This window comes from Kribbella sp. NPDC058693 (assembly GCF_042715335.1).
Lineage (GTDB): Bacteria > Actinomycetota > Actinomycetes > Propionibacteriales > Kribbellaceae > Kribbella > Kribbella jiaozuonensis.
Map to the genome: position 1 here is coordinate 55,492 of NZ_JBHXSQ010000006.1, position 20,876 is coordinate 76,367.

A 20,876-nucleotide genomic window follows, 5' to 3' on the forward strand; every position below is an offset into this window, starting at 1 on the left:
CGCCCAGGCGGGGCCCTGTTCGCGCGGTTGGACCAGGCGCCGACCAGAATGGGCACGAGCGCAGTGCATACCGCCGGAAGGGGCGAGTTGTGGCCGGAGAGAACTGGGGCCGGGTAGCCGAGGACGGAACGGTCTTCGTACGGACGAAGGACGGTGAACGGGCAGTCGGCCAGTGGCCGGACGCCAACCCTGAGGAAGCGCTCGCTTTCTACACCCGCCGGTACGACGCGCTCGCGTTCGAGGTCGAACTGCTGGAGCAGCGGGTCCAGGCGGGCACAGTGTCACCGGACGACGCCCGGGCCGCGGTGAAGAAGGTCACCGGCTCGATCGAGGAGGCCCAGGCGGTCGGCGACCTCGACGGCCTGCGCGCCCGGCTCGATGCGCTCACCCCGCTCGTCGCACAGCAGCGTGAACGCCGCAAGGCCGAACGCGCCGCGAAGGTCGAGGAGGCGCGGTCCGCCAAGACCAAGATCGCCACCGAGGCCGAGACCATCGCCGCCGGCACCGACTGGCGCCACGGCGTCACCCGCCTGCGCGAGCTGCTGGACGAGTGGAAGGCACTCCCCCGGCTCGACAAGTCTTCGGACGACGAGCTGTGGCACCGGTTCTCTTCCGCGCGTACGACGTACACGCGCCACCGCAAGCAGCACTTCGCCGAGCTGTCCTCCAAGCGTGAGGAGGCCGCGGTCGTGAAGGAGCGGCTGGCGGCCGAGGCGGAGACGCTGTCCGGCTCCACCGACTGGGGACCCACCTCGGGCCGGTTCCGCGACCTGATGCGGCAGTGGAAGGCCGCCGGCCCTGCGCCGCGCGAGGTCGACGACAAGCTGTGGGCCCGTTTCCGGGCCGCGCAGGACCTGTTCTTCGGCGCGCGGGACGCCGTACAGGCCGAGGAGAACGCCGAGCAGGTCGAGAACCTGCAGGCGAAGGAAGCGCTGCTCGTCGAGATCGAGACGATCCTGCCGGTCGAGGACGCCCGTACGGCGCGGGAGCAGCTCCGCGAGTACCTGGACCACTGGGACCAGATCGGCAAGGTCCCCCGCGACTCCATGCGCGCCATCGACGGCCGCCTCCGCGCCGTCGAGCAAGCCGTCAAGGCCGCCGAGGACGAGGTCTGGAACCGCTCCAACCCCGAGGCCCGCGCCCGCGCCGAAGCCACCGTCAAGCAGCTCCAATCCCTCATCGCCGACCTGGAGAAACAAGCCGCCAAGTTCGAGTCCCAGGGCAACACACGCAAGGCCACCGAGGCCCGAGAAGCCATCGCCGCCCGCCGCGAATGGCTAACCCAGGCTCAAAACGCCCTCACCGACTTCAGCTGACGGCAATCGCCCCACGCGGTCGCGCCCACCCGTGGTGAGTGGAGAGACACGTACTACCGGCCCCACGCGGTGCTACGCGCGGCTCCTTCGTCGCCGGGCTACGCGCCGCTTCCATCCACCCATGCGACCGCCCCGTGATCATGGCCACCTGCGGTCAGTGAACGGACCGTGACGCCGTCCTGTTAGCCGCTGCCTCGGCCCACCAGCTGCACTGTCGGCCGCACGCTCGTTCGTTCGTCCCCAGACTGGGATCCCCGCCCGTCCCAAGTGCATCCGCGAGGCGACCCTCCAGAACGACGCAACTGCTGCCGTGTTGCCCCGCGAGATCGCGTTGTTGATGGTGCGGGACAGCGGAAGACCTCGCGGCCTGGGGACCCCGGCGCAACGTGACCGCGTCCGGCGTCGGCCGAAGCTGGCGATCCACCCATCCTGTCAGCGCAGCCGCGCCGGGCCTGTGGACAACTTTCTGCAGGTTTGCGGGTCTTCGGCGATGCTGTCTGGATGCTTCCTGCTGACTTCCCGTATTACTTCTGCGGTATTCCGTTTCGGCCTTATCAGGTGGGGCGGAAGCTGAATTGGCTGCTGGCTAACGGTGACATCAAGCCTGTTATGAAGGGGGTTTACGTTGACGTGCGGGTGCGTGACTCGCTTGAGTTGCGGGCGGATGCTGCGCGGCTGTTGATCCCGGAGGATGCGGTCGCATGTGGGCCGACCGCGGCTTGGTTGCACGGGCTCGACACGACGGCGCTGGGGCCGGCGGAGTTGGTCGAGGCGCACTGGACGCGGCAACCGCTAGACGAGGTCGATGTGCTCGGTGTGCGTGTCGCCAGTCCGATCGCCACGGCTGTGGAGCTGGCGATGCGGTTGCCGAGACCGTTCGCGTTGTCTGCGGTTGATGCGTTCCTTCGGGCGGGCAAGGCGGATCGTTGGGCGCTCCGCTCGGCGTCGGCGGCGTACGAAGGTCGGCGGGGATACAAGCAGGCACAAGAGGTCCTGCGATGGGCTGATCGGCGGGCGGCCTCGCCGGGTGAGTCGTGGTTGCGGCTTCGGCTGATCGATGCCGGCTTCGGCGGGCCGAAGTTGCAGATCCCCGTGTCCGGCAGCCGTCGTAGCTATCGGTTGGATGTTGGGTATCCGGATCGGCCGGTGGATGGGCGGCGGTTGGGGTTGGAGTACGACAGTGATGCTTGGCATTCGTCTGCTAAGCAGCAGTTGAGGGACGAGACTCGGCGTGCGGAGCTGGATGGGTTGGGGTGGCACATTATTTCGGTGCGGCGGACTGATTTGTGGGGGTCTTATCCGGCGTTGGAGTTGGCGGTTGGGTCGTTCTTGTGTCAGGAGCCGCGGTTGCCGCGTCGTTGGTGACTGTCCAGCCGGTTTGTTCGGCCCAGCGTTCGGCGGCGGCTATGAGGATGTCGGTGGCGGGGGCTTTGATCTGGCCGTAGTCGTAGAAGTCGGTGACGGTTTGGGCCAGGCGTTGCTTGAAGGCGCCCCACGCCTGGCGGGCGGTGTCGTCGGCGCGTAGGTAGTCGCGGAAGAGTAGGGCGTAGCGGGCGTTGGGGCCGTTGGCGAGGCGGATGTGTACGTTCGTGGCGCGTTCGCCGACGGGTGGGGCGAAGACGAGTTTGTCGCAGCGTTGGCCGCTCGAGATCTCGACGCGGTTCCACGGCTCCGGGCGGCAGCGGAAGCCGGCGCTCTCGAGCAGGTCGACCAGGTCGGGCGAGAGTGCGGTCACCCGGACCTGGGCGTCGATGCAGTTCTTCGCGGCCAGGCCGGGGACCGAGGTGGAGCCGACGTGATCGATGGCTACGGCTCGATCTCCCAACGCTGCCTGCAATCGTGCTGCGAGGTGGGCGAATTCCGCGGGCCAGTCGGGGTTGTAGTCGGCGACGTTGATGGCGGGACCAAGCTCATCGGGAAACGGCATTGGTCCATGATCGCAAGCGCCGGGGGTCAGTCGTTGTAGGTCATTTTGCGCCTTACTACTAGCAGGAAGGCGAGGGCGAGTACACCGGACGCCGCGGCGATCGGGAGGAGGTAGGTGGAGTGCGAGGTCGGCGCCTTGACCACGGCGGCTGTGTCATACCCGCCGGCCATGCCGGACTCGTTGTACGCGCTGCCGGGGAGCTTGTCGGCGTACCGGTGGGAGACGAGCTCTTGGTACGCCGCGACCGTGATCGGCTTGGCGCCGATCGACTTCACGGCGGAAGGGTTCAGCGGACGGATCTGGCCGGACGCCAGCGCGTACCAGGCACCGACCTGCGGTTCCGTGAACAGCAGCGCGCCGTCAGCCGCAGCAGCCATCCGGGACTCGGTGTTGCCGGAGGCCACATTCACCGGCTGCCAGACACCGCTCGAGTCGGGCTCGGTGAAGACGGTCAACGCCTGACCGCCTTTGCTGGCAGCGGTTGCGGCGTACCAGAAGGTGGCGACGGGTGCCGACGCGTCGCGGACGAAGGCCGGGTTGAGCGCGTAGATCGCGTGGCTGTCCGACCCGACGCTGGCCGCGGCTTTCGCCGTACCGGGGACCTTCGCGAGCAAGCGGGCGGCGTCGGACGAGTGGGCGGCATTGGTTGCCTTGGACAACTCACTTGGCGCGACCGGCTGAGGTACGGCGGCACCGGCCGGGGCGGCGAAGGCCAACGCGAAACCAAGACCGGCAGCGAGTACGGCGGCACAGCGAAGCAGGCGGCGCATGTCAGGCTCCGATCCGGTACAGGGAGTGGGTCCAGGTGAACTGCGAGTTGGACCGGTACCAGTTGTAGGTCGAGTAGTTGTAGCGCGGGTCGTCCGGCCACGGGTTGTAGTACTCGAGCGTCGAGTCGGAGGCGTCGTACCCGATGATGTCCATCATGTGGCCGCCGCCCGAGGTCCAGCCGATCCGCGTCATCACCGGGCGGCCGGCGGCGATCTCGGTGACGAGCGAGTTGAAGCTGAGCGTGCCGGAGATGTAGCTGCCGGCGCTGATCCCGATCGACCGGAACGCCTGCTGGTCGTTGGCCAGCGTCGCCTGGTTGTTCGGGCAGGTCGCGTTGGCGTTGTTGCCGAAGGCCAGGTTGCAGAACTGGTTCTGTGAGTACGAGCGGCCGTAGAACGCGGCGATGCTGTTGCCGGTCGCGGCCCAGCACCAGTTCGACTTCTGCTGGGCCTGGCCGGAGACGTTCAGGTAGTAACTGCTGGGCGCGGCCGAGGCGGGCGGTGCGAGCGGGGCCAGTGTCGCGAGCCCGAGGATCGTGGCCAAGAGCAACGACCAGGAGCGGCTGGGGCGGAGCCTGCGCATGGGTCCTCCTTCGAACGGACTGGGGCGGAGACCATCGTCGGGACCGTCGTACGCCGCGACAAGTTCTCGGATCCCGCCGTACGACGGGTTGTGAACGCCGCTGCGCCGTGAACAGCGGGTGACGAGCCGCTGTCGGACCGTGCTGTGAATGTTTACACTGCCCGAAAGGAGCGTGGGCCCATGGTCAAACCGGTCGAAGCGTCTGTCCCGGTAGTGAGTCCGGAGGCGTCGTTCGCGGACGCGTTGCGGCAGGCGATCTCGCGCCGTGGGCTCGCCCTTAACCGGATCAGGACCCACCTCGCCGACCGCGGGCTGCACGTTGGCGTCGCGACACTCAGCACCTGGCAGAGCGGTCGCCGGATCCCGCGTGAGGACTCACGAGCCGTCATCACCGCCTTGGAGGAGCTTCTGGAGGTCCCGGCCGGGTGGTTGACCGTCCGGATCCCGCCGGCCCGTGAGCCGGGCACGTCGCCCCAGCCGTACGCCGTTGTCGACTACGCCGAGGCGCTCACCCGGCTGCTCGACCGCCTCCGCCGCGACGCCCACGGCCGGCTGCGCAACGTGACCGTTCTCGAGGAGGTCCGGATCGGGGCCGATCGGAGCGCTCAGCGCCGGAGCGTGATCCAGAGCGTCGTCGCCGTACAGCCGGTGGATCGGTTGATCATCGCGCATCAGGGCGAAACGGGCTGCGACGCGGAGCAGGTCACACTACGAGCACTGAGCGGCTGCCGGACCGGTCGGATCGCCCGCTCCCCCGAGGCCGGCGCGCTGCTCGGCGAGTTGCTGCTCGACCGGGTGCTCGCCGTCGGGGAGACCGCTGTCGTCCACTACGAGATCGATGACCCGAGTGGCTTGCCGACGACTGACTATCAACGCTTCACCGAGTGGGGCGGGATGCACTTCGTGCTGGAGGTCCAGTTCGACCGCGCTGCGCTGCCGGTCCGCGTACACGAGGTGCGCCGCCGGCATACGTCCGGTCCGAACCTGGTACAGCGCGAGCTGATGCTCACGCCCGACGGCCGGGTGCACGTGATCGAGCCGTCCGCCGATCCCGGGACGGTCGGCATCGCCTGGGAGTGGGACTAGCTCCGGAAGCCCGCGTGCACGTGGTCGTGGTGCGTCTGGTCGGAGAAGAACGCCGCTCCGGACAGCTGATACGGTCCGCCGACGTTGTACGACCCGAGCGATTCGGCCGCCCGCATGTACGACGTGATCAGCGACCGTGAGGTGGCCGGCGACACCACCGCGTGCCCGTCGATCTGCCAGGTGTCGAACGCACGCCCGCGGGGGTGATCGCTCGGCCGATTGGTGCCGAAGACATCCAACGGGTGGCCGGAGCGGATGACGCTGACGCCGATCCGGTAGGTCTTTGCGAGCTGGAGCATCGTGTTGAGAACGCTGTCATGGACCTGCCCCGACCTGATGTCCGCGGCGGACGCCGGCGGCAACGAGATCTGCCCGTTCGCCAGCACCTTCCGCGCCGCAGCGGACAGGTTGGCCGCCGGTGCACCGGGCTGGGCCGGATGGGTCGCCGTCACGCGCCAGGTGCCCTGCGACGATTTGCTCAGCCGTACGTCGACCGTCGTACCGCCGCTGATCACCCGGTTCTCCCGGATCGAGTACACCTTGCACGGCACGAGCACGCTGGCTGACGAGCTGAGGATCCCGCCGTACTGCGCGTCGATCACGTCGATCGCCGCCGGCGTATCGGTGGGCTGCAACAGCTTCATCACCGCCGCCACGGCGAGCCGCTTCACCTGAGGCTGGATCTCCCCCGGCCCGGGCACCCAAGCCTTCACCGCGGGAAGCGTGACCGTCGGAGTAGGAGCCGGGGTCGACGACGGCGCACTAGGCGTGGCAGTCGGCGCCGAGGGCGTCGGGCTCAGGCTCGGCGAAGGTGCAGCGCTGGACGTCGGCGATGGCTGGTTCTGTGCAGACGAATCACTGCACCCAGCCACCAACCCAACGCCCGCAACCAGGAACGCCCGTCGCCCGAGACCACTCATAGACGCAGTGTCCCCGGCCCATCAAACCGATCTACTGCGTCACCCGATACACGTCGAAGACACCCTCGACCGACCGCACAGCCTTCAGCACGTGACCCAGGTGCGTCGGATCGCCCATTTCAAAGGTGAAACGGGACTTCGCGATCCGGTCGCGGGTCGTGGTCAGCGCCGCCGACAGGATGTTCACGTGGTAGTCCGACAGCACACGCGTGATGTCCGACAGCAACCGCGCCCGGTCCAGCGCCTCGACCTGAATCGCGACCAGGAACACCGACTGAGCGGTCGGCGCCCACTCGACCTCGACGATCCGCTCGGGCTGGGTCTTCAGGTTCTCCACGTTGGCGCAGTCGGCCCGGTGCACCGAGACGCCCGCTCCACGCGTGATCCAGCCGATGATCTCGTCGCCCGGAACCGGCGTACAGCAGCGTGCCAGCTTCGACAGGACGTCCGTCGCACCCTTGACGATGACGCCGGCGTCGCCCCGGGCCGTGCGCTTGCGGCGTTCACGACTCGCGGGCAGACGAACGCCCTCGGACAGGTCCTCGGCCGCGCCCTCTTCACCGCCGTACGTCTCGATCAGACGCCGTACGACGGCTTGTGCGCTGACGTGCTGCTCGCCGACCGCGGCGTACAGACCGGTGACGTCCGGATACCGCAGGGAGTTGGCGACCGCGGTCAGGGTCTCGTGCGACAGCAAGCGCTGCAGCGGCAGGCCCTCCTTGCGGAGCTGCTTCGCGATCGCGTCCTTGCCGTGCTCGATCGCCTCGTCGCGGCGCTCCTTGGAGAACCAGTGCTTGATCTTGTTCCGCGCGCGGGGGCTCTTGACGAACGTCAGCCAGTCACGCGACGGACCTGCGCCCTGCGCCTTCGACGTGAAGACCTCGACGACGTCACCGTTCTCGAGGGTGCTCTCCAGCGGGACCAGGCGGCCGTTGACGCGGGCGCCGATACAGCGGTGCCCGACCTCGGTGTGGATCGCGTACGCGAAGTCGACCGGCGACGAACCGGTCGGCAGCGACATCACGTCGCCGCGCGGGGTGAAGACGTAGACCTCGGAGTTGTTGATCTCGAACCGCAGCGAGTCGAGGAACTCCGACGGGTCGGAGGTCTCCCGCTGCCAGTCGACGAGCTGCCGGACCCAGGGCATGTCGTTCGGACCGCCGACGTCGGTGGTGGGCGTGGCCGGCGCGACGGAGCTCGGGTCTTCCTTGTACTTCCAGTGCGCGGCGATGCCGTACTCCGCGCGGCGGTGCATCGCGAACGACCGGATCTGCAGCTCCACCGGCTTGCCCTGCGGGCCGATCACCGTGGTGTGCAGCGACTGGTACATGTTGAACTTCGGCATCGCGATGTAGTCCTTGAACCGGCCTGGGACCGGGTTCCATCGCGCGTGCAGTATGCCGAGGGCCGCGTAACAGTCGCGGACCGACTCGACCAGGACACGGATGCCGACCAGGTCGTAGATGTCCCCGAACTCGCGGCCGCGGACGATCATCTTCTGGTAGATCGAGTAGTAGTGCTTCGGCCGGCCGGTGACGGTCGCCTTCACCTTCGCAGCGCGCAGGTCCTCGTGGACCTGGTCGATGACGGAGGCCAGATACTCGTCGCGGGACGGCGCGCGCTCGGCGACCAGCCGGACGATCTCGTCGTACACCTTCGGGTGCAGAGTCGAGAACGCGAGGTCCTCGAGCTCCCACTTGATCGTGTTCATACCCAGCCGGTGGGCCAGCGGGGCGTAGATCTCCAGCGTCTCGCGGGCGATCCGCTCCTGCTTCTCCTGCCGCAGGAACCCGAGCGTGCGCATGTTGTGCAGCCGGTCGGCGAGCTTGATCACCAGGACCCGGATGTCCTTCGACATCGCGACGACCATCTTGCGGATCGTCTCGGCCTGCGCGGACTCGCCGTACTTGACCTTGTCCAGCTTGGTCACGCCGTCGACGAGCATCGCGATCTCTTCGCCGAAGTCGCGGGTCAGCTCCTCGACCGTGTACGGCGTGTCCTCGACCGTGTCGTGCAGTACGGCGGCGCACAGCGTCGGCGCGGTCATACCGAGCTCGGCGAGGATCGTGGCGACGGCGAGCGGATGCGTGATGTACGCGTCGCCGCTCTTGCGCAGCTGGCCGGTGTGGTACTTCTCCGCGGTCCGGTAGGCGCGCTCGATCAGCCCGAGGTCAGCCTTGGGGTGGGTGGCGCGGACGACCCGGAACAGCGGCTCGAGCATCGGCGCGCGGTTCGGATGCCGGGTGCCGCCGAGGCGGGCGAGCCGGGCACGGACCCGGGCCGGCGCGATCCGCGGCGGCTGGACCGGCGGGGTCGCCGCCTGGGCAGGCGGTTGGGACGCAGGCGTCGGCGAGACCGGGCGCACCGGTGACGGCGCGCGCGGGGGCTCCTGCGGTACGGCGTTCGGCACCGCAGATGTCATCGCCGGGTCTTCGCCCACGTTTGTGTCCCTCCGCCGACAGACCACCAGTCTAGAGGTCGTTGCCCAACCAGGCAGACCCGCCTGTGGACAACACGCCGGGTCAGCTCCCGACTGCGGAGAGTTTGCCCGATTTCAGACCGTCAACAGAGAGCTGACCTGCTCGCCCTCGAGCCGCTTCCGGCCCGGGAGGAACGAGAGCTCGAGCAGAACCGCCGTACCCGCGACCTCGGCGCCGCAGCGGCGGATCAGCCGGAGGCAGGCCTCGACCGTGCCGCCGGTAGCGAGCACGTCATCGATAACCAGGACCCGGTCACCGGGCGTGAACGCGTCTTGGTGCACCTCGATGGTCGCCTCGCCGTACTCCAGCGCGTACGACTCCTCGTACGTCGCTCCCGGCAGCTTGCCCTTCTTGCGCACCGGCACGAACCCGGCGCCGAGGGCGAGCGCGACCGGGGCGGCCAGGATGAACCCGCGCGCCTCGATCCCGACCACCTTGTCGACCACCGGGTTGCCGTCGTCGTCCGTCCCCGCCGCCGCCAGTGCCTGCACCACCTGCGCGAAGCCGGTGTGGTCGGCCAGCAGCGGGGTGATGTCCTTGAACACCACCCCCGGCTGCGGGTAGTCCTGGATATCGCGAATGCCGTCGGCAAGAACCTGCTCGAGCGACCGCATCACTTACCGCGCTTCGACCGCGGCTTGCGCGTCGGCTGCGGACGCCCGGCCGCCGTCGCCTTCATCGGTCGCGTCGACGGGGTCGGCGCCGTACCGGTGGCCCGATCCGCCTTCCGCGGTGTAGACGTCGGCGTGTCCTGTACGGCGGTACGCGGCGCAGCTCCCGCCGTGGCCACCGCGACCGGGGCCGCCGTGGCTGCGGCGGCCGTCTGGGCCTTCTTCGCCGACACGCGCTTGTTCAGCGCCTTCATGCCCGGCTCGCGCTCCTTGAAGACCGCGAGCAGCGACGGCGCGATGAAGATCGACGAGTACGCACCGACGGCGATACCGACGAACAGCGCCAGCGACAGGTCCTTCAACGGGCCGGTGCCGAGCACGACCGTACCGACGACGAGGATCGCGCCGACCGGGAGCAGTGCGGTGACCGTCGTGTTGATCGACCGGACGACGGTCTGGTTGACCGCGAGGTTCGTCGCGTCGGAGTACGTGAACCGGTTCGACCCGGTGATGCCGCGGGTGTTCTCGCGGACCTTGTCGAACACCACGACGGTGTCGTACAGCGAGTATCCGAGGATCGTCAGTACGCCGATCACGGTCGCCGGTGTCACGTCGAAGCCGACCAGTGCGTACACACCGACGGTGATCGTGACGTCGTGGATCAGGGCGATGATTGCGGCCATGGAGGCCTTGGCTTCTCGGAAGTACAGCCAGATCACCGCGAAGACGAGGACCAGGAACACGATCAGCGCGAGAATCGCCTTGTTGGCGATCTGCTGACCCCAGGACGCGCCGATCTGCTGCGACGTCACCTGCTCGGCGGGGATGCCGGCTTCCTTGGCGATCGCCGCCCGCACGTTGCCGACGTCGGCCTGCTGGAGGGGCTTGGTCTGGACCCGGACCTTGTTGTTGTTGATCGTGGTGACGACAGGGTCGCCGAGGCCCTTGGCGTTGGTCGCCTTCACCGCGGCGGTGAAGTCGTCCACGGTGCTGTCGGTGACCTTCACGGCCGCGTCGTACTCGACGCCGCCCCGGAACTCGATACCGAGCGCCAGACCGCGGGCGAACAGGCCGCCCAGCGAGATGACCACCAGGGCGATCGAGAGGCTGAACCAGAACTTACGATGGCCGATGAAGTCGTAGGAGACCTCACCGCGGTGCAGCTTGGCACCGATCTGTCCGAGCTTCGACATCAGACCTCCCCTCCGAGCGGCTTGCGCGTCGACGGCGTCTTCCGCGGCCGGGCCGACGGTTTCGTCTGTCCTGGTAGTCGTTCGACGCCGAGATGCTCCGGATCCAGGCCGGACAGCTTGTGCCCGTGGCCGAAGAAGTCGGTCCGGGCCAGCAGCGTGACCATCGGCTTGGTGAACAGGAACACCACGACCAGGTCGATCAGGGTGGTCAGGCCGAGTGTGAACGCGAACCCGCGGACGCTGCCGATCGCCAGCACGTACAGCACGATCGCGGCGAGCAGCGAGATCGAGTCGGCCGCGATGATCGTGTGCTTGGCGCGGGCCCAGCCGGTCTCCACCGAGGAGCGCAGACTGCGGCCTTCACGTACTTCGTCCCGGAGTCGTTCGAAGTAGATGATGAACGAGTCCGCGGTGATACCGACGGCCACGATCAGACCGGCAATACCGGCCAGCGTCAGCGTGAAGCCGATCGCCTTGCCGAGCAGGATCACCAGTGACCCGGTGAGGATGCCGGCGACGACGAGTGAGAACACCACGACGATGCCCAGACCGCGGTAGTACAGGAAGCAGAAGAGCACGACCAGGGCGAGGCCGATCAGACCGGCCCAGATACCCGCGGAGAGCTGGTCGCCACCGAGCTGCGGCGACACGGTCTCGACCGAGGAGATGTCGAACTTGACCGGCAGCGAGCCGTACTTCAGCACGTTGGCCAGGTCGCGCGCCTCGGCCTCGGTGAAGGTACCGGTGATCTGCGCCTGGCCGCCCGGGATCGGGTTGTCCACGCTCGGGGTCGAAATGGTCTTGCCGTCCAGCACGATCGCGAACAGGTTCTGGCCCTGGCCGCGCTGGGAGATGTTCTGCGTGGCCTTGAGGAACTTGCTGCCGCCCTCACTGGTGAACTTCAGGTTGACCTGCCACTGCAGACCGTTCTGCGGGATGCCGGCGCTGGCGTCCGAGAGGTCGGTACCCGCGAGGATCGCCGGGCCGAGCAGGTACTTGTACTGCCCGTTCTGGTCGCAGGAGAAGATCGCCGTCTTCGGGTTGTCGACCTGCTTGTCGCCGCACTTGAACGTCGCGAACGCCGCCTGGGTGGCCGCGTCCGGCGTGTAGTTCAGCGGGTCACCGGAGGCGGTGGCCGGCGTCGACGGCGTCGCGGCCGGGGTGCTCGGCTTCGGCGTCGTACTCGCCTTGGGGGTCGGCGTTGGCGTCGCGTCGGCGAGCGCGCTGGTCCAGGCCCGGCCCTTCGGCGTACTGCTCGTGGTCGGCTTGATCGTGGTGCTCGCCTTGGGCGTGGTGCTTGCCTTCGGCGTCGTCGTCGGCTTCGGCGTGGTGCCCGGAGTCGGGGTCGGCGACGGAGTGGGCGCCGGAGCGGTCGCCTGCGCGCCGAGCACGATCCGGAAGTACAGCAGGGCGGTCTGGCCGACCTGCGACACCAGGGATTCCTTCGTGGCGCCCGGTACGGCCACGTTGATGTGGTTCGTCCCGGAGGTGGTGATGTCGGCCTCGGCCACACCGGCGCCGTTGACGCGCTGGCCGATGATGTTCTTCGCCTCGTTCAACTGGTCGGCAGTGACCTTGCCCTTGCCGTCGAACGTGCTGGCGGTCAGCGTGATGGTGGTACCACCGCGCAGGTCCAGTCCGAGCTTGGGCTTCCAGGTCTTGGTCAGCGCCATGATGCCGAACAGCAGGACCACGACCACCGCCAAGGCGATCAGGCTCCGCCCGGGGCGGGATGTCGACGAACTCGTTGCCACGTCAGATTCAACCTTCGTACTTCTGGGCGCGCCGCACCGTCAGGTGGACGCCGAACGCCGCGCCGCAGGCTGGTGGGACGGAATTCAGTTCTCGGTGTGCGTCGGCGGCAGCTTCGGCGTGTCCTGCACCTTGCCGTCGGCCTTGTCGCGACCCGTGTCCGGTACGTCGACGCGGGCGGCGTCGGCCGAGGTCTCGTCCGCGGAGTCGGCGGCTGCCTCATCGACGGTGTCGGCGTCGTCGGCGGTGTCCTCTTCCGGGACCACCCGGCCGATCGCGGCCTTGACGACCTGAACCAGCACGCCCTCGGAGATCTCGAGCGTCACGTACTCGTCGTCGGTCTCCTCGACGATGCCGACCAGGCCGCTGGTGGTGATCACCTTGCTGCCCGGGGCGAGCGCGGCGACGGTGTCAGCCTGACGCTGGCGCTGCTTCTTCTGCGTGCGGCTCATGAACCAGATCATTCCGACGATCAGGATCAGCGGTAGCAGCAGCGTGATGCCGCCGCCCCCGGAGGAGGCCATCGGTACGGCGAGGAGTTGCATCGGGTCTCAGAATCCTTTGTCGATCGGCAATACGGGCGTCCGGCACGCTCTGCTCGAAGCGTGCAGGTCGCAGCGGAATGACCTGGAGGTCAGGCCACCGGGGAGTCTAACCCTGAGCGGCAACAAGTACCTCATGACACCGGGTCACGTTTGAATTACTCAGTACAGAAGTAACTACGCTCCGGCGTCCGCGGACGTTCCCCGAACGTCCGCTGTTCAGTTGGGTCGAACTCCTTAGTCCTCATCGGTGTCGAAGAGCGTGTCGGCGAACGTCGCGCCCTTCGGGACCTTCAGCCCGATATGCCGCCAGGCCGCGGGCGTGGCGACGCGACCGCGCGGCGTACGGGCCAGATAGCCCGACCGGACCAGGAATGGTTCGGCCACTTCCTCCACGGTCTCACGTTCTTCGCCTACCGCAACCGCGAGCGTGGAAAGACCGACCGGTCCACCCCCGAAACGACGGCACAAAGCGTCGAGAACGGACCTGTCGAGCCGGTCGAGGCCCATTTTGTCCACTTCGTACAGCTCGAGGGCCGATTTCGCCAGCGCGAGGGTGATGATGCCGTCCGCCCGTACCTCTGCGTAGTCGCGGACACGGCGGAGCAGCCGGTTCGCGATTCGCGGCGTACCGCGGGAGCGCGACGCGATCTCGGCCGCGCCCTCCGGGGTGATGTCGACCTCGAGCAGCGCGGCAGAGCGGTTGACGATCTTCTCCAGCTCGTCGGACTCGTAGAACTCCAGGTGTCCGGTGAACCCGAACCGGTCGCGCAGTGGCCCCGGTAGGAGACCGGCGCGGGTCGTCGCCCCGACGAGCGTGAACGGCGGGATCTCGAGCGGGATCGCCGTCGCGCCCGGGCCCTTGCCGACGATCACGTCGACGCGGAAGTCCTCCATCGCCATGTACAGCAGCTCTTCGGCCGGCCGCGACATCCGGTGGATCTCGTCGAGGAACAGTACTTCGCCCTCGCTCAACCCGGACAGGATCGCGGCCAGGTCGCCGGCATGCTGGATCGCCGGGCCGCTCGTCACGCGCAGCGGCGCGGACAGCTCGCTGGCGATGATCATCGCGAGCGTCGTCTTGCCCAGACCGGGAGGGCCGGACAGCAGCACGTGGTCAGGCGCCCGGTTGCGCCCGCGGGCGGCGTGCAGCACCAGCTCGAGCTGCTCGCTGACCCGGCGCTGACCGCCGAACTCGGCCAGCGTGCGCGGCCGGAGCGCGGACTCGATCTTGCGTTCCTCGAGATCCACCGCATCGGCGGACACCAGCGGCCGGACGTTGTCTTCCATCTCTTACGCCTTCGAGAGCACGCGCAGGGCCGCGCGCAGCAGGTCGGGGACGGCCGGGTTGGGGCTGTCGGCAGCGAGTGGTGACACTGCGGTGACCGCATCCTCGGCGTCGCGGGCCGAGTAGCCCAGACCGACCAGACCGGCGGCCACCTGCTCCCGCCACGCCTCCTGCGTCTGGAGGGGCCGGCCGGTCACCGTCTTCGATGGCGCACCGATCTTGTCCTTCAGCTCCAGCACGATCCGCTGGGCGCCCTTCTTCCCGATACCCGGCACCTTCACGAGTACGACGAGATCCTCGGTCGCGACCGCCTGGCGCAACTGGTCGGGGCTGAGCACCGCGAGCGCGGCCTGGGCCAGCCTCGGGCCGACGCCGGATGCGGTCTGGAGCAGCTCGAACAGGTTCTTCGCGTCGTCGTCGGCGAACCCGTACAACGTCAGCGAGTCCTCGCGAACCACCATGGACGTGGAGATCCGGGCTTCCTGCCCCGGCCTCAGACCGGCCAGCGTGCCCGGGTCGCAGTACACCTGCAGGCCCACTCCCCCGACCTCGACGACGGCGCAGTCCACTCCGATGGCCGCCACCGGTCCACGTACAAAGGCGATCATCGCCAACCTCCCGTTTCCGTGCTCACCGCTTGCCCTGCTGGGCCGCCACCGCGGCCCGCAATCTTGCCACCTGCAGACGGGACTGCGCCTGCGCCAGAGCCTCCAGATTCGACCGGCTGGAGGCGGCCTCCTGCAACTTGCTGGCCACACCGCCGCGCCACACCTGACAGATCGCCAACGCCAGCGCGTCGGCGGCGTCGGCGGGCGTCGGACGCTCGCTCAGCTTGAGGATCCGGGTGACCATCGTGGTCACCTGCTCCTTGTCCGCGCGACCCGATCCGGTGACCGCGGCCTTCACCTCGCTCGGTGTGTGCAACGCGACCGGCAGCCCGCGACGAGCCGCGACAACCATCGCCACTCCGGAGGCCTGCGCCGTCCCCATCACCGTCCGGACGTTGTGCTGCGCGAACACTCGCTCAACCGCGACCGCGTCCGGCTGGTACTTGGCGATCCACTCCTCCAGCTCCGTCTCGATCTGGACGAGTCGCTTGGAGACGTCCAGGTCGGCCGGCGTCCGGATCACTCCGACGGCGACCAGCGCAGGGGGCTTCCCCGGCGTACCCTCGACGACGCCGAGGCCGCACCGGGTCAGACCCGGGTCGACGCCGAGCACCCGCATGGACCACCTCCGAACGTTTGTTCGATAACCCTAGACGGCGGTCTCGCGACTGACGAAATCGACGCGCCGAACTCAGAAGTAGTCGAGCATGTACGGCGTCGGTCCGGCGAAGACCGCGTCGAGTGCGGAGTCCGTGGCGGGCGCTCCCCCGCTGATCAGCCCGGCTCCGCGGAGCGCGGCAACCGGCGTACCGGCGTACAGCGCGGCCAGTCCACGAGGGCCGAGGCGCAGGGCCTCGGCCGGGTTGTCGGTGGGCGTGAGGCTGCCGGATCCGTTGGCGACCGAGAGATGCCAGTCGCCGGTGTTCGCGGTCAGGTCGGGGTCGTCGATCCGCAGGTCGGTCTCGAGTACGACGCCGTCCGGGAAGCCTCGCGTCGCGATCGCGGCGGGAGCGTCCGTCAGACGCAGCATCCAGCGGTTGATCCGGGTGTCGCCGTCCGCCTCGTGCTCGGCAAGAAGATGGATCGGGTCGAACGGCGGGCAGTACGCCTGGACCGACTTCGCGATCGATGAGCCCGAGCCGACGGTCGCCCACAGGGCGCGTGCGGTCTCCTCCGAGCCGGCGATGAGTTCGTCCACGGCTAGAGCGCCTTCGGACCAGTTGTAGACGACGAAGCCGTCGTCGGCGACGTACGCGAAGTTGTCTTCGTCCTCCAGCCAGGACTCGACCTCGGTACGCGGCCAGATCAGCGGACCGCTCGAACGCCTTGCCTCATGGTTCTTCCCGGCGAGCTCCAGGAACAGGCCCGCATCAGCACGGCCCGCCTTCCGCACCGCCGTACCTTTGCCGCCCAACGTGCGCAGGTCCGCGGCCTCGAAGGAGAACTTGTACCTATTACCCGCGAACTCGTAGCCCAGGTGCCGGTAGAGCACAGTCGTTGCGGGATAGAGAGCCGTCAGCGGATACCCCTTGTCGACGCAGCGCTGCAGCACCGCACGCATCATCAGGCTGCCGACACCACGACCGCGGTACTCCGGTGCAACGACGACGCCGGCCACACCTCCCATCGGAACCCGCCGCCCACCCCACCACTGCTCAAACGGCCAGATCCGCGCCGCCGCAACGAGCGTGTCCCCGTCGACCACACCGAGGAACCGCCCGTCCATGAAGGTCAGCGCATTCTTCTTCCACTCGTCCCGGTCCCCACCAGGCCCGAACGACCGAATCCGCACCTCCCACACGGCATCCAACTGCTCCTCGACAACATCCACCACCCGGAGTTCAGTCACCCGCCGACCCTACGTCGAGGCACACCACTCATGCGGACCCATTTCCCGCCTGTTGCCACCGTGTTAGCCGACCAGACCTACTTACTGCTGCGCTCCGCCTGGTCGGTAGACCTACCTCTTGCGCTCCGCCTGGTCGGTAGACCTACCTCTTGCGCTCCGCCTGGTCGGTAGACCTACCTCTTGCTCGCCGACTCGTCCTCGGACATGTTCTCGCTCCCGAGCCCGTCGGCGGACGGCTTCTTGTCGGTGACCCAGAGATGGATGACTCCTTCGACGACCACCGTGCCGTCGTCCCGGGTCGCCTTCACCCGCACCGGCACGTCAGGCCCGGCGGTCCAGGTATCCGGATCGGTCTCGGCCGAGCAGGTCAGATCGGTTGTCGACTTGGCGAGGTACGAAACCTCCATCCCCTTCGGCAACCACCGCTTCCCAGCCGGCACCGTCGCCTCCGCCAACGCCCCCATCGCCGCCTCCAACCCGTTGCACACAGCAATCGCATGCACGGTCCCGATGTGGTTCAACACCGCCCGCCGCTTAGGCAACCGCAACGCCGCAAAGTTAGGACTGACCTGCACAAACCGAGGCCGCACCGACCGAAAGTACGGCGCCTTCCACGCAAACCCCCAAGAAAACACCAACTCCCCACCCGGCACCCCACGCAACCGCTCCCACAACCCCAACACCTGACTCGCCATCCCCACATGTTACCCACGAGTCACATCGGACGTGAAGAGACCGAGCTGACGTTTCGCAGGCGTAGTCTCCGCAGGTGATCGAGCGACTGCCTGAGCCGTTCCAAGGGCGGCTGGGTCGCCTCGCTGCCGCAGTCGTCGTTGGTCGTCGGGCTACTGCAATCGAGCAAGCGATCGAGCTGGCTTGCGACCTCATCTCGTACGGGCTGGCACCACAGACGGTCGTCGACGTGGCGGCTCTCAGCCCGAACGAGACGTGGCGAGAAGCGGGGCCGATCGTCTTGACGATGATCGAAACTCTCGGGATCCACGTCCCAGACCCGACTGACAACGCAGCCGAATGGGAGTTGCTGCTACGAGCCTTTGGCTTCTGGGACTTGCCGGTAGCTGACTTCTACGGGCCATTCCTGCACCAGCTGCCGGCCTGGGACAAGCAGAGCGCGATGGAGCGCTCGATCACTCGTCTCCTGGACGAACTCGACCGCGAGACCACACCGGCGGGGAAAGCGGCAGTCGTCGAACGGATACGCGCAACCGTGCGCGGCGCGCTCGAGTGATTCCGACGCCAGCTCCCCGACCGACGCGCACTGTGCAGCAGTCTCGGACGTGGCGTAGTAGGTCGCGCCCTCGTTGCCTCAGGATGCATCCGCGACCGCGGGCGCCGGGTCCCGCAGGCCAGCAGGGTGTCCGCTGGCTGTGTGAGATGTGCCTCTGCTGTGGTCGTGGCGTTGGTGGGGTGAGGAGGTTGACGATGTGAGGGTGACCTCCTCGCCACGCCCGCATGTCGATGGGCGACCGGATCGGAATGATCAGACTGCCGCGGTTGGTGGCGAGTCCGCTCCCGCTAGTGGGTATCTGCTGGACAACGCGCGGGTCGAGGCGGGTGAGCGGTTCGTTTGGTTGGCTGAGTTGTTCGACGGCGTGACGCGGGGGCACTTCGAGCGGCTGGGGGTCGGGGCCGGGTCGCGGTGCTGGGAAGTGGGGGCCGGGGGCACCAGTATTCCGGCGACGCTCGCGGAGGCGGTGGGGCCGACCGGGTACGTGCTGGCCACGGACATCGACCCGTCGTGGCTGAACGCGGATGACGGGTACGACGTACGCCGGCATGACGTCGCCGCTGATCCGGCGCCGGAGCCGGGGACGTTCGATCTGGTACACGCGCGGCTCGTGCTGGTCCATCTGCCTGACCGGGCTCGGGCATTGGCGACGATGGCGGCGCTGAAGCCCGGCGGTTGGCTGCTGATCGAGGATGCCGATACTGCTCTGCAGCCACTCGCGTGCGTGGACGACAGCGGCCCCGAGCAACAGCGCGCCAACCGGCTGCGCGACGCGATCCGAGAACTGCTGACGCGCCGAGGCGCAGACCTGCGCTACGGCCGGACGCTGCCACGGGCGCTGCGCGAGACCGGCTTGGTGGATGTCGCCGCGTCGGGCTCGTTCCCGGTCGGCGGCCCGGCCTGCAACCGGCTGGAGGCTTCCACAATCCGGCACGTACGCCGCGAACTACTCGAGGCCGGCCTGACCGACGCCACCGAACTCGACGCCCACCTGGCCGCCATCGACGCCGGCAAACTCGACCTAACCCTCGCCCCGCTGATCTCCGCCTGGGGCCGCCGCCCGGAGGAGCAGCCGCCCACACGGGGCTAGATACAGATGCAGGCGTTGTCCGTTCCGGGGTCGCGGCGTTGGAATCCGGCGGACACGCGCGCGAGACGGATCTACCCGCCGAAGGCGGCCAACAGACAGCCGCCGCGAAGCGGCGACCGCTCCAGGCGGCGAGCGTGGTACGCCGGCGGACACGCGAGCCAGCGGGCTCCGCGCCGCCGGAGGCGGCTAACAAGGCAGCCGCCGCGAAGCGGCGTCCTTTCCCGGTGGCGGCGTGGGACGCGGCGGATACGCGAGCCAGCGGGATCAGCACCGCCGAAGGCGGCCAACAAGCAGCCGGCTCGAAGCGGCGACCGCTCCAGGCGACAGGCGGATGACTCCGCCACACACGATCACGCGACACGACGGTCCGCGCCCCGCCGAAGGCGGCCAACAAGACAGCCGCCGCGAAGCGGCGTCCTTTCCAGGCGGCCGGCGTGGTACTCCGCCGGGCACGCGCGCGAGACGAATCCGCCCCGCCGAAGGCGGCTATCAAGACAGCCGTCGCGCAGCGGCGTCCTTTCCGGGGCGGCGAGCGTGGGACGCGGCGGACATGCGAGTGGGCGGGATCCGCGCCGCCGGAGGCGGCTATCAGAAGCAGCCGCCGCGGAGCGGTGTCCTTTCCTGGGTGGCGGGTGTGGGACGCCGGCTTTTGGTTGGCAACTTTTGGGGGGTGGGGGGCATCTTTCTGGTAGTTGTGTCTTCGTTTGGGGGGAGAGCGGGATGGTGGGGAAGCGGTCGGGTGTGGGGGCTGTCGCGTTGATGGCGCTTGTTGTGGGGTGTGGTGGGCCTAAGGACGCGGGTGATGATGCGTTGGGGAGTACGCCGACACCGGCGCCGCAGTCTCCGTCGCAATCCTCGGTGCAGTCTCCGACCCCGCTGAGGCCCTCGACGGTCGCCACGCCAGGACAGACGCCGTCGGCAGTTCTGGACAAGCCAACCATCCCGGTGCCGTCTTCGAGCAGCATCGCAGGCCTGTCGGCAAAGGTGATCCTTGCCAAGACTCAGGCTGCCGCGAAGGCCGCAACCAGTGTGCGGATGAAGGGTGCCGTGTCCGACGGTAAGGAGCGGATGGTGCTCGACGTTCGGGTCACCAAGAACGGTGGCCAGGGGTCGATCACGACCAGCGACGGTGGGATGTCGGTGATGGTGATCGGCAAGACGGCGTACCTGAAGATGAGTAACAAGTTCTGGCAGTCGCAGACCAAGTCCAAGGCCGAGGCGGACGCCATCGTCGGGCTGATCGCCGGTCGCTGGATCAAAACGACGATGAGCGACAAGGATCTCGGCAACTTCGCGCTGTTCGCCAGCAAGGCCGAGTTCTTCGACACGCTGTTCGAGCCGAGCGGCGCGGTCAAGAAGACCGCACCCAAGACCGTCGACGGCGTCCCCGCGATCGGCCTCGGCGACGGCGACGGGACGCTCTGGGTCGACACCGCCACCGCGCGCCCGGTCAGTCTCGAATCGGGCAGCGACAAGCTCAGCTTCAGCGAGTACAACCAGGTCACAACGCCGAAGGCCCCTCCGGCGAGTCAGGTGATCGACGGAAAGGCCCTCGGGATGTGACATTCGGGGTCAGCCGACCTCGGCCATGATCTCGTCGGAGACGTCGAAG

At 68.2% G+C, this 20,876-nt stretch carries 20 protein-coding genes; 6 read left to right on the forward strand and 14 right to left on the reverse strand.

The window, feature by feature from the left end:
* Window positions 1-89: 89 nt before the first annotated feature.
* The gene (locus ACFWUU_RS37430) at window positions 90-1,316 is read left to right on the forward strand and encodes a DUF349 domain-containing protein (protein ID WP_137257556.1); all 1,227 of its coding nucleotides are present in this window, start codon (window positions 90-92) and stop codon (window positions 1,314-1,316) included.
* 636 nt (window positions 1,317-1,952) lie between these two features.
* Window positions 1,953-2,681, forward strand: a complete 729-nt coding sequence (locus tag ACFWUU_RS37435; protein ID WP_380182999.1) for a hypothetical protein — start codon at window positions 1,953-1,955, stop codon at window positions 2,679-2,681.
* On the opposite strand, the gene ACFWUU_RS37440 is transcribed toward ACFWUU_RS37435, so the two are convergent.
* Genes ACFWUU_RS37440 through ACFWUU_RS37450 form a run of 3 tightly spaced genes read right to left on the reverse strand, consistent with a single transcriptional unit; the run spans window position 2,578 to window position 4,596 of the window.
* Window positions 2,578-3,243, reverse strand: coding sequence for a GrpB family protein (locus ACFWUU_RS37440; RefSeq protein ID WP_380183001.1), 666 nt, complete (start codon window positions 3,241-3,243; stop codon window positions 2,578-2,580). The two genes, ACFWUU_RS37435 and ACFWUU_RS37440, sit on opposite strands and share 104 nt — an antisense overlap.
* 26 nt (window positions 3,244-3,269) lie before the next feature.
* Entirely contained in the window at window positions 3,270-4,013 is a 744-nt protein-coding gene (locus tag ACFWUU_RS37445; RefSeq protein WP_380183003.1) for a hypothetical protein, read from the reverse strand.
* A 1-nt stretch (window position 4,014) separates the two neighbouring features.
* Window positions 4,015-4,596, reverse strand: a complete 582-nt coding sequence (locus ACFWUU_RS37450) for a papain-like cysteine protease family protein (protein ID WP_137257560.1) — start codon at window positions 4,594-4,596, stop codon at window positions 4,015-4,017.
* 180 nt (window positions 4,597-4,776) lie between these two features.
* On the opposite strand from ACFWUU_RS37450, the gene ACFWUU_RS37455 reads away from it, so the two are divergent.
* Window positions 4,777-5,682, forward strand: a complete 906-nt coding sequence (locus tag ACFWUU_RS37455; RefSeq protein WP_380183005.1) for a hypothetical protein — start codon at window positions 4,777-4,779, stop codon at window positions 5,680-5,682.
* Here the strand turns inward: ACFWUU_RS37455 and ACFWUU_RS37460 are convergent.
* The 11 genes from ACFWUU_RS37460 to ACFWUU_RS37510 form a co-directional block, all read right to left on the reverse strand.
* A complete protein-coding gene (locus ACFWUU_RS37460) occupies window positions 5,679-6,395 on the reverse strand; it encodes a hypothetical protein (RefSeq protein WP_380183007.1) in 717 nt (238 codons plus the stop codon). The genes ACFWUU_RS37455 and ACFWUU_RS37460 overlap by 4 nt on opposite strands.
* Window positions 6,396-6,633: 238 nt before the next feature.
* On the reverse strand, window positions 6,634-8,823 hold the full coding sequence (locus ACFWUU_RS37465; RefSeq protein WP_137257907.1) for a bifunctional (p)ppGpp synthetase/guanosine-3',5'-bis(diphosphate) 3'-pyrophosphohydrolase: 2,190 nt from the start codon (window positions 8,821-8,823) through the stop codon (window positions 6,634-6,636).
* A gap of 333 nt (window positions 8,824-9,156) precedes the next feature.
* Window positions 9,157-9,696: an adenine phosphoribosyltransferase gene (locus tag ACFWUU_RS37470; protein ID WP_137257562.1), complete on the reverse strand. Its 540-nt coding sequence runs from the start codon at window positions 9,694-9,696 to the stop codon at window positions 9,157-9,159.
* Window positions 9,696-10,886 carry a protein translocase subunit SecF gene (secF, locus tag ACFWUU_RS37475; RefSeq protein WP_380183009.1) on the reverse strand — a complete coding sequence of 397 codons (1,191 nt, stop codon included), beginning with the start codon at window positions 10,884-10,886 and terminating at the stop codon, window positions 9,696-9,698. Before secF ends, ACFWUU_RS37470 begins: the two co-directional genes overlap by 1 nt.
* Window positions 10,886-12,640 (reverse strand): protein translocase subunit SecD, encoded by a 1,755-nt coding sequence (gene secD / locus ACFWUU_RS37480; RefSeq protein ID WP_380091088.1) that lies wholly within the window; start codon window positions 12,638-12,640, stop codon window positions 10,886-10,888. Before secD ends, secF begins: the two co-directional genes overlap by 1 nt.
* Before the next feature lie 84 nt (window positions 12,641-12,724).
* Window positions 12,725-13,183 carry a preprotein translocase subunit YajC gene (yajC, locus tag ACFWUU_RS37485; RefSeq protein ID WP_380183011.1) on the reverse strand — a complete coding sequence of 153 codons (459 nt, stop codon included), beginning with the start codon at window positions 13,181-13,183 and terminating at the stop codon, window positions 12,725-12,727.
* Window positions 13,184-13,417: 234 nt separating this feature from the next.
* Window positions 13,418-14,470, reverse strand: coding sequence for a Holliday junction branch migration DNA helicase RuvB (ruvB, locus tag ACFWUU_RS37490; RefSeq protein ID WP_202877902.1), 1,053 nt, complete (start codon window positions 14,468-14,470; stop codon window positions 13,418-13,420).
* Window positions 14,471-14,473: 3 nt separating this feature from the next.
* Window positions 14,474-15,076 (reverse strand): Holliday junction branch migration protein RuvA, encoded by a 603-nt coding sequence (ruvA, locus tag ACFWUU_RS37495; protein WP_380183013.1) that lies wholly within the window; start codon window positions 15,074-15,076, stop codon window positions 14,474-14,476.
* 22 nt (window positions 15,077-15,098) lie between these two features.
* Window positions 15,099-15,695, reverse strand: a complete 597-nt coding sequence (gene ruvC / locus ACFWUU_RS37500) for a crossover junction endodeoxyribonuclease RuvC (protein ID WP_380183015.1) — start codon at window positions 15,693-15,695, stop codon at window positions 15,099-15,101.
* 72 nt (window positions 15,696-15,767) lie between these two features.
* Window positions 15,768-16,925 (reverse strand): enhanced intracellular survival protein Eis, encoded by a 1,158-nt coding sequence (gene eis, locus ACFWUU_RS37505; RefSeq protein WP_380183017.1) that lies wholly within the window; start codon window positions 16,923-16,925, stop codon window positions 15,768-15,770.
* Between the two features lie 173 nt (window positions 16,926-17,098).
* On the reverse strand, window positions 17,099-17,620 hold the full coding sequence (locus ACFWUU_RS37510) for a hotdog fold domain-containing protein (RefSeq protein WP_380183019.1): 522 nt from the start codon (window positions 17,618-17,620) through the stop codon (window positions 17,099-17,101).
* A gap of 74 nt (window positions 17,621-17,694) precedes the next feature.
* Between ACFWUU_RS37510 and ACFWUU_RS37515 the strand changes: the two genes are divergently transcribed.
* The 3 genes from ACFWUU_RS37515 (at window position 17,695) to ACFWUU_RS37525 (ending at window position 20,827) form a co-directional block, all read left to right on the forward strand.
* Window positions 17,695-18,174, forward strand: a complete 480-nt coding sequence (locus ACFWUU_RS37515) for a hypothetical protein (protein WP_380183021.1) — start codon at window positions 17,695-17,697, stop codon at window positions 18,172-18,174.
* 196 nt (window positions 18,175-18,370) lie between these two features.
* The gene (locus ACFWUU_RS37520; protein ID WP_380183023.1) at window positions 18,371-19,264 is read left to right on the forward strand and encodes a methyltransferase domain-containing protein; all 894 of its coding nucleotides are present in this window, start codon (window positions 18,371-18,373) and stop codon (window positions 19,262-19,264) included.
* 720 nt (window positions 19,265-19,984) lie between these two features.
* Window positions 19,985-20,827 (forward strand): hypothetical protein, encoded by an 843-nt coding sequence (locus ACFWUU_RS37525; protein ID WP_380183025.1) that lies wholly within the window; start codon window positions 19,985-19,987, stop codon window positions 20,825-20,827.
* The last annotated feature ends 49 nt before the right edge of the window (window positions 20,828-20,876 follow it).